Annotated in this window: 14 protein-coding genes and 1 pseudogene; 12 read left to right on the top strand and 3 right to left on the bottom strand. The window is 70.9% G+C overall.

The features are described from left to right. The first annotated feature begins 13 nt into the window (after positions 1–13). The 7 genes from AB0469_RS14705 to AB0469_RS14675 all read left to right on the top strand — a co-directional run bounded on the left by AB0469_RS14705 (position 14) and on the right by AB0469_RS14675 (position 6434). Positions 14–256 (top strand): hypothetical protein, encoded by a 243-nt coding sequence (locus tag AB0469_RS14705; RefSeq protein ID WP_366451740.1) that lies wholly within the window; start codon positions 14–16, stop codon positions 254–256. A gap of 183 nt (positions 257–439) precedes the next feature. Continuing rightward, entirely contained in the window at positions 440–2686 is a 2247-nt protein-coding gene (locus AB0469_RS14700; RefSeq protein ID WP_366451739.1) for a catalase, read from the top strand. Between the two features lie 244 nt (positions 2687–2930). Next, positions 2931–3917, top strand: coding sequence for a magnesium and cobalt transport protein CorA (locus AB0469_RS14695; RefSeq protein ID WP_366451738.1), 987 nt, complete (start codon positions 2931–2933; stop codon positions 3915–3917). 179 nt (positions 3918–4096) lie between these two features. After that, positions 4097–5143 carry a YihY/virulence factor BrkB family protein gene (locus AB0469_RS14690; protein ID WP_366451737.1) on the top strand — a complete coding sequence of 349 codons (1047 nt, stop codon included), beginning with the start codon at positions 4097–4099 and terminating at the stop codon, positions 5141–5143. A gap of 219 nt (positions 5144–5362) precedes the next feature. Next, on the top strand, positions 5363–5776 hold the full coding sequence (locus tag AB0469_RS14685) for a phage holin family protein (protein ID WP_366451736.1): 414 nt from the start codon (positions 5363–5365) through the stop codon (positions 5774–5776). Continuing rightward, complete coding sequence (locus AB0469_RS14680; RefSeq protein ID WP_366451735.1) at positions 5773–6171, top strand: DUF3618 domain-containing protein; 399 nt, start codon at positions 5773–5775, stop codon at positions 6169–6171. The genes AB0469_RS14685 and AB0469_RS14680 overlap by 4 nt, the downstream gene beginning before the upstream one ends. Further along, positions 6168–6434 carry a DUF4235 domain-containing protein gene (locus AB0469_RS14675; protein WP_366451734.1) on the top strand — a complete coding sequence of 89 codons (267 nt, stop codon included), beginning with the start codon at positions 6168–6170 and terminating at the stop codon, positions 6432–6434. Before AB0469_RS14680 ends, AB0469_RS14675 begins: the two co-directional genes overlap by 4 nt. Before the next feature lie 214 nt (positions 6435–6648). On the opposite strand, the gene AB0469_RS14670 is transcribed toward AB0469_RS14675, so the two are convergent. Further along, positions 6649–7755 carry an acetate/propionate family kinase gene (locus AB0469_RS14670; protein ID WP_366451733.1) on the bottom strand — a complete coding sequence of 369 codons (1107 nt, stop codon included), beginning with the start codon at positions 7753–7755 and terminating at the stop codon, positions 6649–6651. Then, a complete protein-coding gene (locus AB0469_RS14665) occupies positions 7752–8087 on the bottom strand; it encodes a hypothetical protein (protein ID WP_366451732.1) in 336 nt (111 codons plus the stop codon). Before AB0469_RS14665 ends, AB0469_RS14670 begins: the two co-directional genes overlap by 4 nt. A gap of 316 nt (positions 8088–8403) precedes the next feature. On the opposite strand from AB0469_RS14665, the gene AB0469_RS14660 reads away from it, so the two are divergent. The 3 genes and pseudogenes from AB0469_RS14660 to AB0469_RS14650 all read left to right on the top strand — a co-directional run bounded on the left by AB0469_RS14660 (position 8404) and on the right by AB0469_RS14650 (position 10961). Beyond that, entirely contained in the window at positions 8404–9045 is a 642-nt protein-coding gene (locus AB0469_RS14660) for an endonuclease (RefSeq protein ID WP_366451731.1), read from the top strand. 565 nt (positions 9046–9610) lie between these two features. Continuing rightward, a pseudogene (locus tag AB0469_RS14655) lies at positions 9611–9724 on the top strand (CBS domain-containing protein); the annotation flags it as partial. Positions 9725–9776: 52 nt separating this feature from the next. Continuing rightward, on the top strand, positions 9777–10961 hold the full coding sequence (locus AB0469_RS14650) for an alcohol dehydrogenase catalytic domain-containing protein (RefSeq protein ID WP_366451730.1): 1185 nt from the start codon (positions 9777–9779) through the stop codon (positions 10959–10961). Positions 10962–11019: 58 nt separating this feature from the next. Here the strand turns inward: AB0469_RS14650 and AB0469_RS14645 are convergent, their stop codons facing one another. Then, entirely contained in the window at positions 11020–13365 is a 2346-nt protein-coding gene (locus tag AB0469_RS14645; RefSeq protein ID WP_366451729.1) for a nitrate reductase, read from the bottom strand. 243 nt (positions 13366–13608) lie between these two features. On the opposite strand from AB0469_RS14645, the gene AB0469_RS14640 reads away from it, so the two are divergent. After that, on the top strand, positions 13609–13977 hold the full coding sequence (locus AB0469_RS14640) for a hypothetical protein (RefSeq protein ID WP_366451727.1): 369 nt from the start codon (positions 13609–13611) through the stop codon (positions 13975–13977). Positions 13978–14318: 341 nt separating this feature from the next. Beyond that, positions 14319–14852 (top strand): ricin-type beta-trefoil lectin domain protein, encoded by a 534-nt coding sequence (locus tag AB0469_RS14635; protein WP_366451726.1) that lies wholly within the window; start codon positions 14319–14321, stop codon positions 14850–14852. Positions 14853–15048: the final 196 nt, after the last annotated feature.

Here is a 15048-nt window from a genome sequence, read left to right as displayed (position 1 = left end):
GCGGTCGGAGCAGATGGCGCCGCCCCATGACGCCTCCTTCGGCCGGACGGAGCAGGTGTCCTGGCAGGAAGCGGACGGCCGGATCGCGGCCGAAACGCTGACCCCGTACCCGCCCGGCATCCCGGCGGCCCTGCCGGGCGAGCGTCTCACCAAGGATGTTCTGCGCTGCCTGCGGACGGGAGTGGGGGCCGGGACGGTCGTGCCGGACGCGGTCGACACGGAGGTCACGAGCGTCCGCGTGCTCTGCGAAGCGTGACGACGGCGCGGACGGCCTCGACGGGCGTCCGATGCGTCCGAGACGTTCCAGAAGAAGGAGGACGGCGCCGTCAAGCCTCTCTCCACGCCCAGATCCGACTGCTCGCTGCCGCCCTCGGTGGGAGCGGGCAACCGCTCTGCCGACGGGGCAGAAGCGTCAGCAGCCCACCTCTTGGAGACCACGATGACCACGAAGCACAGCCCTGCCACCGGGGAACCGGTCGAGAAGGGCGTACCGGGCAAGCCGGGACCGGTGTCCCCGGCCGTGGACGAGCCGACACAGCCCTCGGTTCCCCTCCCGCCGAAGGCGGACCAGGAAGGCCCGGAGACCGTGAGCCCCACCGGGCAGGCCACCGGGGCGGAGCGGGCGCGCATGGCGCAGGGTGGCGCTCACCTCACCACCGCTCAGGGGGCACGGCTCTACGACACCGACCATTCGCTGAAGGCCGGACCGCGGGGGCCGGTCCTTCTCCAGGACCACCATCTGCGCGAGAAGATCACCCATTTCGACCACGAGCGGATCCCGGAGCGAGTGGTGCATGCGCGCGGCGCCGCCGCTCACGGTGTCTTCCTGGGCTACGGAACCGCAGGCGAAGTGACGCGTGCCGCCTTCCTGGCGAAGGACGTGGAGACACCCGTGTTCGTCAGGTTCTCCACCGTCCTCGGCTCGCGCGGCTCGGCCGACACGGTGCGCGACACCCGCGGGTTCGCCACGAAGTTCTACACCGAGGAAGGCACCTTCGACCTGGTCGGGAACAACATCCCGGTGTTCTTCATCCAGGACGCCGTCAAGTTCCCCGACGTCATTCACGCCGGCAAGCCGCATCCGGACCGGGAGATCCCGCAGGCGCAGAGCGCCCACGACACGTTCTGGGACTTCGTCTCGCTCCACACCGAAGCCACGCACCACACCCTGTGGAACATGTCCGACCGTGGGATCCCGAGGTCCTACCGGATGATGGAAGGTTTCGGCGTCCACACGTTCCGCCTGGTCGACACGGCCGGCGAGAGCGTACTGGTGAAGTTCCACTGGAAGCCGAAGCTGGGCGTCCATTCCCTGGTCTGGGAGGAAGCGCAGCTGATCAGCGGGACGGACCCCGACTTCCACCGCCGTGACCTCTTCGATGCCATCGAATCCGGCGCGTTCCCGCAGTGGGAGCTCGGCATCCAGGTCTTCCCCGACACCCCGGACCAGACCTTCGAGGGCATCGACCTCCTCGACCCGACGAAGATTGTCCCGGAGGAACTGGCGCCGGTCCAGCCCATCGGGCTCATGACGCTGAACGCGAACACCGAGAACTACTTCGCCGAGACCGAGCAAGTCGCCTTCCATCCGGGTCACTTGGTCCCCGGCATCGACGTCACCGACGACCCGCTGCTCGCCGGCCGGCTCTTCTCGTACCTCGATACGCAGATCAGCCGGCTCGGCGGACCGAACTTCGGGCAGATCCCGATCAACCGGCCGCACGCGTGCGTCAACGACATGCTCCGCGACGGCATGCACCAGACCGCCGTCCATACCGGGGTCGCCCCTTACCACCCCAACAGCCTCGACGGCGGCTGCCCCTTCTTCGCCGGAGCCGACATGAGCGCCTTCATCGAAACCCCCGTGAAGGTTCCGGCGGCGAGCAGGGTCCGTGAGGCGCCCGCCTCGTTCTCGGACCACTTCTCCCAGCCACGTCTGTTCTGGCTCAGCATGACGCCGCCCGAACGCGAGCACATCATCGCCGCGTACACCTTCGAACTGAACAAGTGCTACGAACAGGCCATCAAGGAACGCACCCTCCAGGTCCTGGCGAACATCGACCCACAGCTGTGCGAACAAGTCGCCGCGGGTCTCGGACTCCCGCCCGCCGCCGCCACCGTGCCGCTCGTCGCCGCAGACCCCAGCCCCGCACTCTCCCAGATGGGGGGCACATGGCCGACCGACGGCCGCGTCATCGGCATCATCGCCGACGCCGAGTCCGACCTGGACGGCGTGCGGACCGCGCGGCAGGCCGTCCTCGACGCGGGCATGCTGCCCCTCGTCGTCGCCCCGGTAGGCGGCGCCCTCGACGGCGACGGCGACGGCGATCCGATCAGCATCCAGCGGACCTACGCCACCGCGCGCTCCACCGAATTCGACGCCGTCCTGCTCGCCGGTGCGCCCCGGTCCGGTGCGGACGCGTACGGCGCACGCGACGCCAAGTCCGACACTGCCCGGCCCCCGCAAGCCGTCGACCCGCGCATGCTCCTGCTCCTCACGGAGGCGTACCGGCACGGCAAGGCCATCGGCGGCTGGAACGGCGCGGAGGAGTTCCTCCAGAGCGCCGGCATCTCCGCCGACGACCCGGGTATCGCCCTGGCGGAGGACGGTACGGCCGTCGTAGGGGCCGTTGCCGCAGCCCTGGCCGGGCACCGGGCCTGGGACAGGTTCCCGTCGGCCGTCTGAGGGGCCAGAGGCGGGAAACGACGAGAACGGGCTCACCGCGAGGTCACCGCGGCGGGCCCGTTCCCGCCCGCCGAGGCACTCGCCAGGGAGGAACCACGGGGCCGCACCTTCCCCGCGGCTGCACGCCTGCACGAGCCTGGAGCCTGCTCCGGTGTTTCACGCCACACGGCGAACGCCGAACCCGAGCCGGTCGCGGGCGCATGAAAAGGGGCTGGTGAAGCATGCGCGGGACATGGAATGCGTGGTGTACGACCAGAGCTCGGGCCGGTCGGAGCAAGTGGAGTGCGCGCTGCCGGACGACGCATGTCAGTCCGTCGTCAAGCGGCTGAGGGGCCTGGGGCAAGGCGACTTCGCCTGGGTCCGGCTGGCAGACCCCTCGGAAGGCGAACTGGTGGAGCTGGCCGAGGAACTGGGCCTGCACCCGCTGGCGGTCGAGGACGCGCTCCACGGGCGGCAGCGGCCGAAGCGCGAGCGCTTCGGCGACGTCCTGGCCGTCTCGCTGAAGACCCTCCGGTATGTGGAAGAGGAGACGGCGGTGGAGACCGGCGACGTCATGATCTTCGTTGGGCCTCGCAGCGTACTCACCGTGAGCCACGGAGCCGTCGATCCCTGCGCCGAGGCTGCCGGCCGGCTGGACACCGATCCGGACATGCTGAGCCATGGGCCCGCGGCCGTGCTGCACGCCGTGCTGGACGTCGCCGTCGATGCGTACGGCGACGCCGCCCTCAGGGTGCGCGCCAGGCTCAATCGGCTCGAAGACGAGGTGTTTTCCACTTCCCGCGTCGACCACACCGAGAGCATCTACTCCCTCAAGCGCGAGGTCCGCGAGTTCCGTGATGCCGTGCAGCCGCTCGTTCCGGTGGTTCAAGGCCTCCTGTCCGGCGAACCGGGTGAGAAGGACCGGCAGCCGAAGATCGCCCCGTACATCCGTGACGTCGCCGATCACCTGCACCGTGCGGACATCGAGGTGCGGACCCTGGACGAACTGCTGGATTCGGTCCTCGGAGCACAGCAGGCCCGCGTGGGCACGTGGCAGAACGACGACATGCGGCGCATCTCCGCGTGGGCGGCGATCTTCGCGGTCCCCACGATGATCGCCGGCGTGTACGGGATGAACTTCGAGCACATGCCGGAGCTCGGCTGGACCTACGGCTACCCGCTGGCCGTCGCGCTCATGGCGGTCGCGGCAGGTGGCCTCTACCGTGCCTTCCGCCGCAACGGCTGGCTGTAGAAGCCTGTACCCGGGACCACCTCCGTCCCGAGGGTTCCCTGTCCTGGTGTCGCCGCTGACCGGTGTGACGGCCGGCCACCACCGGGACGTGGGCCATCCAGGCCGCCCCTGCGGGCATGGCCCGGGTTCTCTTGTGTCGTAGCCGACATGAGTGGCGCCGCGATGGACAGTTGCAGGGTATGACACGCACACCGAGGCCAGGACCAGGCGGGGACGACGATCGCGGAGACACCGGCCACGAGAACTCGGCGGGCCCGGACCTGCAGGTGGTGGAGCGGGAACCCGACCGGCCCACGGAGCTGCCCGAGCGGTCGTGGAAGGCCGTGATGCGCGGCACCGTGAAGGAGTTCAAGGAGGACGAGCTCGCCGATCGGGCCGCAGCGCTGACCTACTATGGAGTCCTCGCTCTCTTCCCCGCCCTACTGGTGCTGGTGTCCCTGCTGGGCCTCTTGGGGGAGTCCGCGACGAAGCAGGTCCTCCACAGCCTGCAGAAACTGGCACCCGGCTCGGCGCGGGGCGTGATCACCGACGCGGTGCAGCAGCTCCAGGGCCACTCCGGCGTCGGATCGCTCCTGGCGGTCGTCGGCCTGCTCATCGCCGTGTGGTCGGCGTCCGGCTACATCGCTGCGTTCATCCGCGCCGCGAACGCCGTCTACGACATGCCCGAAGGCCGTCCCGTGTGGAAGGTCCTCCCGTTGCGCCTCGGTCTCACCGTCACGCTGATGGTCCTCGCCTGCGCCGGCGCACTGATCGTCGTCTTCTCCGGCGCTCTCGCCCGACAGGCGGGCACCAGCTTGGGGATCGGGGACACCGCACTGACCGTATGGTCGATCGTGAAGTGGCCGGTGCTGGTCCTCCTCGTCACGGTCATGATCGCGATTCTCTACTGGGCCGCCCCGAACGCGAAGGGCCGCGGCTTCACATGGGTGACGCCGGGCAGCCTCCTGGCGCTCGCGATCTGGATGGCGGCCTCGGCAGGCTTCGCGTTCTACGTCGCGAACTTCGCCTCCTACAACAAGACCTACGGCACTCTCGCAGGCCTGATCATCTTCCTCGTGTGGCTGTGGATCACCAACCTCGCGATCCTCCTCGGGCTGGAGTTCGATGCGGAGATGGCCCGGCAGCGCGCGATCGCCGGCGGACTGCCCGAGGACGAGGAGCCCTACGTCGAGCCCCGCGACACCCGTGCGTGGAGCGACGGCGACCGCCGCGGGACGGAGCACTGACTGTGTGTTTCGCACCCGTTGGTCGCCGCGCGGGTGCCGCCCCGGTTGCGGGGTATGCGCGCCGTGACGACGACAAGACCACCCTCGGACCCGGAACGGCACCGACTCGGTCAAGCTCAGCGCCGATGCCCCCGTTCAGGACATCCCCGGCGCCGAGTAGGGCAGCTGACTGACGTGTCGTCGTTCCGGCCGATCGACGAAAGGCAAGGTGTCCCCATCATGAGCACGGTAGGTCGGCAGCCTCACGCCGCCGACGACTCGGTGGGCGTCCTGGTTTCACGAGCCTCGCAGCAGATATCCGAGCTGGTCCGCCAGGAGATGCAACTGGCCCGGGAGGAGATGACCCAGAAGGGCAAACGCTACGGGAAGGGCGGCGGCCTCTTCGGCGTCACAGGAGTCGTCGGCCTTCTGGCACTCCAGGCCCTGACGGCAACCTGTATCGCCGCTCTCGCGCTGGTTCTGCCGGTGTGGGCGGCCGCCCTCGTCATCACCGGGGCCCTGGGGATCGTGGCGGCCGGGACCGCCCTGGCCGGAAAGGGGCAGTTCGACCGGGCCGGTACCCCGACTCCCGAACAGACCATGGACAGCGTCAAGGCCGACCTGGCAGAAATCAAGGAGAAGGCACACCGATGAACGACGACGCCCGAACCAACATCGGCACCCCCGCCCCTGCGTCCGCCGGCCCCGGCCCTGCCGAACTGCGCGAACAGGTCGAGCGCACCCGCGACGAACTCGGCCAGACCGTCGAGGCCCTCGCCGTCAAAGCCGACATCAAGGCCCAGGCCAAGGAGAGGACGGCCGCCGCCAAGAACCAGGCCGCGCAGAAGGCGGCGCTGCTCACCGAACAGATCCGTGAGAAGGCGGGGCAGGCCGCCCGGGCGGTTCAGGACAAGACCCCGGACCCGCTCCTGGAGAAGGCCGGCCAGGCAGCGACGGCTGCACGCGCCAACCGCACCACGCTCCTGGTGGTCGGGGCCGCCGTAGCCGCCTTCGTGCTGGTCCGCCGCAGCCGGGGACAGCGCCGATGAAGGCGTCCAAGATCGCCTACAAACCCGTCGGGCTGGCCCTGGGCGCCCTCGGCGGCGTGATCGCAGGCGCCGCCTTCAAACAGGCGTGGAAGATCATCGAGGGGGAGGGTGATGCTCCTGACGCCACCGACGAGGACCGGACCTGGAGGCAGATCCTGCTCGCCGCAGCGATCCAGGGGGCGGTCTTCGCCGTGGTCAAGGCCGCGGTCGACCGGTCGGGGGCTGTGGCGATACGGCGTCTGACGGGCACCTGGCCGGGCTGACCAGCGGGCAGCGCCGGCCACCTTCCCCGGGCCGGCCGGCGCTGCCCGCCCGACCCTCCATGACCGACCACAGCCGACCTGCGCGAGGATCCTGCGGCCTTGCCGATGGAGCCGGACACGAGGGGACGGAGGAGGCCGCCGTCGACCGTTCCGTGTGGAGTCGGCGGGCTCGCGGTGATCGAGGCGGCCGTAGCCGGGCCAGGGGCGCCCGGTGTCAGTGGTGCGTTCGCAGGCAGTCGCGGGTTTCCAGCGCGATCTGGGGAACCTCTCCCGTGGGTACGACCAGGACGGGCACTGCCGCCCCCGGCTGGCTGACCATCGCGGGCCGGCCGGGTTCGGGCGTGGTGAGGCCGTCGCCCGTCCCGAGCACGCTCAGGCCGGCTGCCACGGCCTCGCGTACCTCCGGCTGGTCTTCGCCGATCTCGCCGGTGAAGACCAGACCGTCGATGCGGTCCAGGGAAGCCGCCATGGCGGCGATGCCCCTGCGGACGCCGAGGGTGAAGGTGTCCAGGGCGAGTGCCGCGGCAGCGTCGCCGGTCGCCCGTGCCCGGACCAGGTCGCGGGTGTCGCCGGAGGTGCCGGAGATGCCGAGGAGCCCGGATTCGCGTGCGAGGACGTGGGCCAGGCGGGCGGGGTCCAGTCCTGCCTCGGTCTGGAGCCACAGGAGCATGCCGGGGTCGACGGTGCCGCTCCGGGTGCTCATGGGCAGGCCCTCCGACGGGGTCATGCCCATGGTGGTGTCGACGCTCCTGCCGGCCCGGACCGCGCATGCCGAGCAGCCGCCGCCGAGGTGGGTGATGAGCAGCTGGAGGTCCTCGGGGGAGCGGTCCAGGAGTTCTGCGGCGCGGCGCAGGGCGTAGGCGTAGGAGAGGCCGTGGAAGCCGTAGCGGCGCAGGCCGTGGCGCCGGGTCAGCTTCTGGGGGAGGGCGTACGTGCGGGCGGGTTCGGGCAGTCGGTGGTGGAAGGCGGTGTCGGGGCAGGCGACGTGCGGGAGGCGGGGCAGGACCCGTCGGGCCGCATCAAGGGCTGCCAGGGCGGGCGGCATGTGGAGCGGAGCGAGGCCGGCGGCGGCTTCCAGACGAGCGCGCACGACGGTGTCCACGACGGCGGGGCGCGGGACGTCCGGGCCGCCGTGGACCACGCGGTGCCCGCACGCCTCGACCGCCGGGGCCCCGCTGAGGAAGTCCTCGATCATCTGGCCTGCGCCCGGGCCCGGTGGTGCGTCGAAGTCCTGTGTGGTGAGCACCTGGTCGTGCACGTCGACGACGGCGAGGTGGAAGCTGGAGGAGCTGGCGTCGGCGACGAGGACGTTGCCGGTCATCCCGTCCACCGCCATTCGGTGGTCTCGCTGGTGGACTGTCGAGGGACAGCCGTGGAAGTCGAGGACGACCGGCGTCTCCTCGCGGAACAGGGAACGGAATTGCTCGTCCGGCATCCGTTGGGCTGGAGGTCCGGCGGGGCGAGTGAGCACAGGTCGACGATGTTCCCGGTCTCGTCGAGGAGGTTGTCGATGAAGCCGGGACCCCGGTGGCTGCAGCCGTTGTTCAGCGGCCGGGTGAGCGGGACGTCGTCCTGCAGGAAGATCAGAGCCGCCGCGACGTCGTCGGCCGCCCGCAGGCAGGAGCTGCGGTCCTCCTGAGCTGAGAGGGTCACGATGCCTCCGGATGATCGCGGGTGCGCTCCACAACACGCCTGCCCGGGCCGGCACCGCTCAACCGGCAGATGCCGGGACGGTGCGGCGGAGGGCCCGTGCGCCGGACATCGCACCTGGCAAACGGATCAGTGTGCCGTTCGTCCCGTGACCGGCCGCCGCGAGATGGGGGGGCGGGGTGACGCCGACGTTTGGGGGTAGCGGCACTGTGAGACCGCACCACGGCCGCGGCCGTCCTGCTCCGCCATCCCTACTTGGACTTGGCGACGAGAAATCCGCCCAAGAGACGGTCCGCGAACCACCATCCGGGAGAAGCCGATGACCCGCGCGGAGACGACGGAGCGCCTGATGGAGGCGTATGGAGAAACTCATGCCGCGGAAGCGGGCATCCGGCTGCGGAACACCCCCGCGCCGCTGTACCGACTGCTCACCCTGTGCGTGCTGTTCTCGGTCCGCATCAAGGCCGACATCGCGGTGGCCGCGGCCCGCGAGCTGTTCGAGGCCGGTATGCGGACACCGCAGGCCATGAAGGCCGCGTCGTGGCAGGACCTGGTGGACGCGCTGGGCCGCGGCCGTTACCGCCGCTACGACGAGAGCACGGCGAGCGCGCTGGGGGCCGGGGCCGAGTTCGTCCTCGACCGGTACCGAGGAGACCTGCGCCGCCTGCGCGAGGAGGCGGACGGAGACCCGGGGCGGGTGCGCGAACTGCTGCAGGAAGTCCCGCGGATCGGGCCGGTCGGGGCGGACATCTTCTGCCGGGAGGCACAGGGCCTGTGGCCCGAGCTCCGCCCGTCGTTCGACCGCCGTGCCCGCCACGCCGCCGGTCGGCTGGGGCTCCCCGAGACGCCCGAGGGGCTGGCAGAGCTCGTCAACGCCGAGGAGCTGCCGCAGCTGGCAGCTGCCCTGGTCCGGTTCGAGCTGTCCGGGGAAACCGCCGCTGACCTGGGCAAAGCGGGCTGACCACACGTGGCTCCGTACCCCGGTCAGTATTCCGGTGGCTGCTGAGCCCACGCAGCGGGGCTCTTCGACACTTATCCCCGGCCCCTGGCCGGGCCTGTGCCCCGCGGTCACTCACACAGGCACGGAGCGGCGCAGACGGTCCGCTGCCGCTCGGAGCGAGCGGGCGCGCGGAGGAGGGCTCCAGGGGCTGTCCCCGAGGAGCTGGTCGGCATCGGCGAGGGTCCAGCGGCGCGCGTTGAGGTCGGGATCGCTGAGACCGTCCCATCGCGGATGAGGGGGAGCGGGTAGGCGCCGTGCAGCCCCGCCGAAGCGGCTGCCCGGCTTCGCCCCGCCCACCCGCACCGGTCTCGAACAGCCGGGTGGGGGAGCAGCCACACAGGCGGCCCACACCCATCAGCGCCTCCCACGCCCTCGAAATGCGCACGCGTCTGTGTCGAACGAGCCGGGCGCGAACTGCTTGGAGGGGCCGGCGGAGGGCAGGCGCTCGGATAGCAGGCCGCCGGGCCCGACTGCGCGGCCGAACGAATCCGGGGAGACCCCGTGACTACCGCACGCGAGATCATGACGCCTGCCCGTGATCGACGGCCACACCCTCGTCGGCGTCGTCGCCCAGGCCGAGGTCGCCCGCGCCCTGCCCGACCCGCAGGTCGGCGAACTCCTCGAAGCACTCTCCAGCTGACACTCGGCAGCCCGGCGTCGCCCCGCGACGCCGTGTGACCGGAGGAGGCGTGATGAAGGCCGTGACCTGGCAGGGCCGCCGCAACATCGAGGTGGCGACCGTTGCGGACCCGCGGATCGTCGATCCGACCGATGCCGTGATCAAGGTGACCACGACCGGGTTGTGCGGGTCCGATCTGCACCTGTACGAGGTGCTGGGGCCGTTCCTCGACGCGGGGGACATCCTGGGACATGAGCCGATGGGGGTGGTCGCCGAGGTGGGGCCCGAGGTGCGCGGCCTGGGGGTCGGCGACCGGGTCGTCGTCCCGTTCAACGTGTCCTGCGGTACCTGCTTCATGTGCGAGCGCGGCCTGCACTCGCAGTGCGAGACGACCCAGGTCCACGAACACGGCAGCGGCGCGAGCCTCTTCGGGTACACCAAGCTCTACGGCCAGGTGCCCGGCGGCCAGGCCGAATACCTGCGCGTCCCCTTCGCCGACACCCTCCCCATCCCCGTCCCCGAGGGGCCGGCGGACGAACGGTTCGTGTACCTGTCGGACGTCCTGCCGACCGCCTGGCAGGCCGTCGTCTACGCGGACGTCCCGCCCGGCGGCAGCGTCGCCGTCCTGGGGCTCGGGCCCATCGGCGACATGTGCACCCGCATCGCCGCCCACCGCGGGGCCGCAAAGGTCATCGGCATCGACCTGGTGCCCGCACGCCTCGCCCGCGCCGCCGGGCACGGCGTGCAGGTCTACGACCTGTCGCAGTACGGGGACCAGCTCGTCGACGCGGTCCGCGGCGCAACGGGAGGCCGAGGCCCGGACGCCGTGATCGACGCGGTCGGCATGGAGGCCCACGGCAGCGCCGGCGCACGGGCCGCGCAGACCGCGGCCGGCCTGCTCCCGGACGCCCTGGGCGCCGCGCTGATGAAGAAGGCCGGCGTGGACTGCCTGAGCGCCCTGAACCTGGCGATCGAGCTCGTACGCCGTGGCGGCACCCTCTCCCTGTCCGGCGTCTACGGCGGAGCCGCCGACCCACTGCCGCTGCTCACGATGTTCGACAAGCAGATCCAGCTGCGCATGGGACAGGCCAACGTCCGCCGGTGGGTCGATGACCTGCTGCCCCTGCTGACCGACGCAGACCCCCTCGGCGTCGAGGGCTTCGCCACCCACCACCTGCCCCTGGACGACGCCCCGCAGGCGTACGCAGACTTCCAGAAGAAGCAGGACAACATGGTCAAGGTCCTCTTTCATCCCTGACGACCGACAGGTCAGCCGGTTCTGCTGGTCAGCAGCCGCTTCAGGGGCCAAGTCGTGATCAACCGGTCGGCTCCCAGGCCGATCCGTGCCGCGCGTGCGTAGCCCGTGCTCTGCCAGCGCAGCTGCTCGGGGGCGTGGGCGTCGGTGTCCACGGCGAAGCGGCAGCCCGAGGCGGCGGCCTGCACGAGGAGGTCGTGTAGCCGTAGTGGAACGGCAGGAAGACGACGCCCTGGCGGATGCCGGTGACACGGACCCGGGCCCGGACACTGCCGCGCCGGGTCGCCACTTCGGCGAAGTCGCCTTCGCCGATGCCGGCTGCCGCCGCGTCGGCTTCGGACATCTCGATCCACATGTCCGGTGCGGCCGAACGCAGTTCGGGAACGCGGCCGGTGCGGGTACGGGTGTGGAACTGGTAGAGGGTGCGCCCGGTGATCAGCCACAGCGGATAGCCGGCGTCCGGGGACTCGGCAGGCGGGGCGTAGGCCGCAGGGCGCAGGAGCGCTTTGCCGTCCGGGTTCAGGGACCGGTACGCCTCCTCGTCGAGGGAGCTTCCCGTGAGGAGGTCGCGGCCGTAGCTCTCGCAGTCCTCGGGGCGGCTGCGGAAGTCTCCGTGGGTGTAGAGGCGCTCGGTGCCGTCGGGATGGTCGGTCGTGCAGGGCCACTGGATGCCACCGCGGTCATGCAGCAGGGCGTAGGTCAGTCCGCTGTAGTCACAGGGTCGGCCGCTGCTGCACTCCTTCCACGCCTCGAAGACTTCCTCGGGGGTGCCCCAGGGCAGAAGCGGTGCGTCCGACGCGTCGCGGAGGTCCATGCGGCGGGCGAAGTCGAGGAAGACGTCGAGGTCGGGGCGTGCCTCTCCGGGTGGGTCGACCGCCTTGAGGGAGAGGTGCACGGTGCGGTCGGCGTTGGTGAACGTGCCGGTCTTTTCACCCCAGCCGGCAGCGGGCAGCACCACGTCGGCGAACTCCGTCGTCTCGGTCGGGAAGAGGTCCTGGACGACGAGGAACAGCCGGTCCTGGCCGAGCACGGCCCGGATGCGCTGCAGTTCCGGGAGGGAGACGGCGGGGTTGGTGCCGGAGACCCACAGCATGCGCAGGGAGCCTTCTTCGGCGAGGTGGATCATCTGCATGAGGTGGGTGGGCGGCCCGTCGTGGGGGATGCGGTCCGTGGCGACGTTCCAGACCTTGGCGAGTTCCTCGACGTGGCGGGGGTTGGCCCAGTTCCGGAAGCCCGGCAGGTCGCCGTCGGCGCCGCACTCGCGGGTGTTCTGCGCGGTGGGCTGGCCGTTCATCTGCAGGACGCCGCAGCCCGGCCGTCCGAGCATGCCGCGGATCAGGTGCAGGTTGTTGACCTGGACGGCTGCCGCGGTGGCCTGGTGGGACTGGTAGAAGCCCTGCAGGACCGTGGACAGCAGCCGGCCGGCCTGGCCGAGCAGGCGGGCCGCGGTACGGATCTGTTCCGCGGGCACGCCGGTGGCCGCGGCGGCGGCTTCGGCGGGGAAGAGCGCCACCTGCTGTTCGAGCCGGTCGAAGCCCGCGACGTGCGCGTCGATGTAGGACCGGTCGATCCAGCCGTTCGCGATCACTTCGTGCAGGAGTCCGTTCATGAGCGCGAGGTTGGTTCCGGGCTTCGGCTGGAGATGAAGGGTGGCCGCATCGGACACCGGTCCCGGACGAGGATCCACGCACAGCAGGACAGGCGGCTCGGGCCCCGCGAGGCGGTCCAGGACCCGGCTCCACAGCACGCCCTGGGTCTCCGCCATGTTGTGCCCGAACAGCGCGATGGTGTCGGCATGGTCGATGTCGGCGTACGAGCCGGGCTGGCCGTCGCAGCCGAAGGACTCCTTGAGCGCCTCGCCGGCCGTGGCCGTGCACAGCCGGGTGTTCCCGTCCAGGTGCTTGGTACCCAGCCCGCCGCGGGCGAGGACGGCCAGCGCGTAGTACTCCTCCAGGAACAGCTGGCCGCTGGTGTAGAAGCCGATCGAGGAGGCACCGGGGCCGTCGAGGAGCGCACGTGTGCGCTCCACGACGAGGTCCATGGCGGTGTCCCAGTCGGCTTCGCGGAGGCTGCCGCCCTCCCGGACCAGCGGACCGGTCAGCCGGTCGGGCGAGCCGATGGCCTGCCAGCCGTACAGGTCCTTGGGGTCGAGGCGGCCGCGGTTGACGCGGTCGCGGGCCATCCCCCGGACACCGACCAGCCGGCCGTCCCGCACCGCCAGCTCCATCGCATCGCCGTTCGAATGGAGGTTCGAAGCCGTCTGGACCCACCGGTCGACGTCATCGCCGCCGCGGTCGCCGGCAAGGTACCGGTCCACGCGAGCGGGCCAGGGGTCCCCGCGCCCGTACGGGGTGCGGCGCCCCCACGGATCAGCGATACGCCCAGCCGGAACGGGTTCTGTCGTCATGCGCAGCGCCTGCCCCCGCCTGAGGTTGCCATGCCGGGGGCGACTCGAGCCGGAGGTGGCCGGGGACGCCGGGAGCCCCACCACGCCCGCGGTGCGCCGTGAGGCGGCTGTACAGCCGGGGGGGAGGGTGCGCGTCAAGAGTGGTACCGCCGCGCCCGGGCGCCGAGGCGTCGTTGAAGGTGGTTGACCTCGAGATGAGGGGGCAGGGGCAGCACCGGGGGATGCCAGGACAGGAGGATGCCCATGACCCCGAAGTCGCACCCCGAGCACGGAGAAGGGCCCAGCCGACACGAAGGGACCGAGCAGCACGGATGGTCGGTCGACGTCGACTCCACGCACACGCAGGACAACCCCAGCGCCCGACGCTCCTTCGACACGCCGGAAAAAACCCAGGGCAACCCGCGCAAGAGCCGGCCCTCGCACAAGGCCGACGAGGGAACGCCGGTCGAGTCCACTTCGCGAAGCGGCGAGGACCTGGCCGGCAAGGGCCGGAAGGGCCACCACGACCTGGGGCCCCGAGGGCGCTCACAGCGTCCCAGCGGCGGCAAGGACGCTTCCGCGTTCACCGGCGTTGACACGCAGGACGGATCGAAACCACTGAGGAAGGGCTGACCCGCCCCGCCACCGCATCTTGGTGCGCCCGAGGTCCTCAAACTCCTCCCCTGGTGCTTCCCGACGCCCCAGGGGACTCGGCGGAGATGTTGAGGGGCCGTGTCCGGCGCGGTGGGCGTAGGCGCGACCACCGTAGGCAGCAGCCGGTCCTCCACTCCTGCGGTACGCCCGGTGGGGTCGGGGCCGTGCCCGTCGTCGGCCTTCAAGTCCCGTTTGTGGTCGTGAAGTCGACGTCGTGGCACGGGGTGGAGGCCGGCGGGCGGCCGGATCCGTTCCTGCGGAGAGTTCCCCCTATGATCAACATCAACAGATTTTGATGTTGATCATAGGGGGAAGTCACTGTGCGCAACCGCATGGCCAAAATCGCCGCCGTCGCCGCAGCTCCGCTGCTCGCCGTCACGCTCGGTGCCGGAACCGCCCACGCCGGATACGGCGCGGGAGAGATCCGGTTCAACGGCGGTTTCTGCCTCGACGTCTCCGGCGGCAACTTCGTTTCCGGTCAGAAGGTCCAGATCTGGGGCTGCAACGGCACCTCCGCTCAGCAGTGGTGGATGTTGAAGCAGGACGCCACCCACTTCAAGATCCAGGCGGCCCAGACCTACGACCCCCAGGGCCGCCTCCTGTGCGTGAACAACTGGGAGGGCGGCGACACCACTGGCAACCACATGCGCCTCTACCCCTGCGACAGCGGCTCCGCAGGCGACACCCAGTTCAACTTCGTCTACGCGGGCAACGGCCGGCAGCTTCAGCCGCGCGTCGCCTCCACCAACTGCATCAACTCGTGGGGCGGCCTCTACCAGGGCGCTGAGGCGCGCCTGTACCCCTGCTCCCACAGCGTCGAAGAGGACATCGTCTCCTACCCGTCGATCACCTGACCCCGCCACACCCACCCCCTCTCGGGCTGCCAGAGCCCCCTGTGCGCCCAACGGCGGGAAGCTGTTGGTCGATTCGGGGTCGTTTCCGCTACGTCGCCCCGTCGAGCCGCTGCTCGGCGGGGGCGATGTCGATCGCGGCGGCCGGAGTTGCGGGCGGCGGGCCGGCTGACGGCAGGCCGTGCGCGGGTCGCCGTCC

The organism is Streptomyces sp. NPDC093801 (assembly GCF_040701585.1).
Taxonomy (GTDB): Bacteria; Actinomycetota; Actinomycetes; order Streptomycetales; family Streptomycetaceae; genus Streptomyces.
Note: the sequence above shows the minus strand (reverse complement) of the source record. Positions and strands in the feature narration are given on the sequence as shown.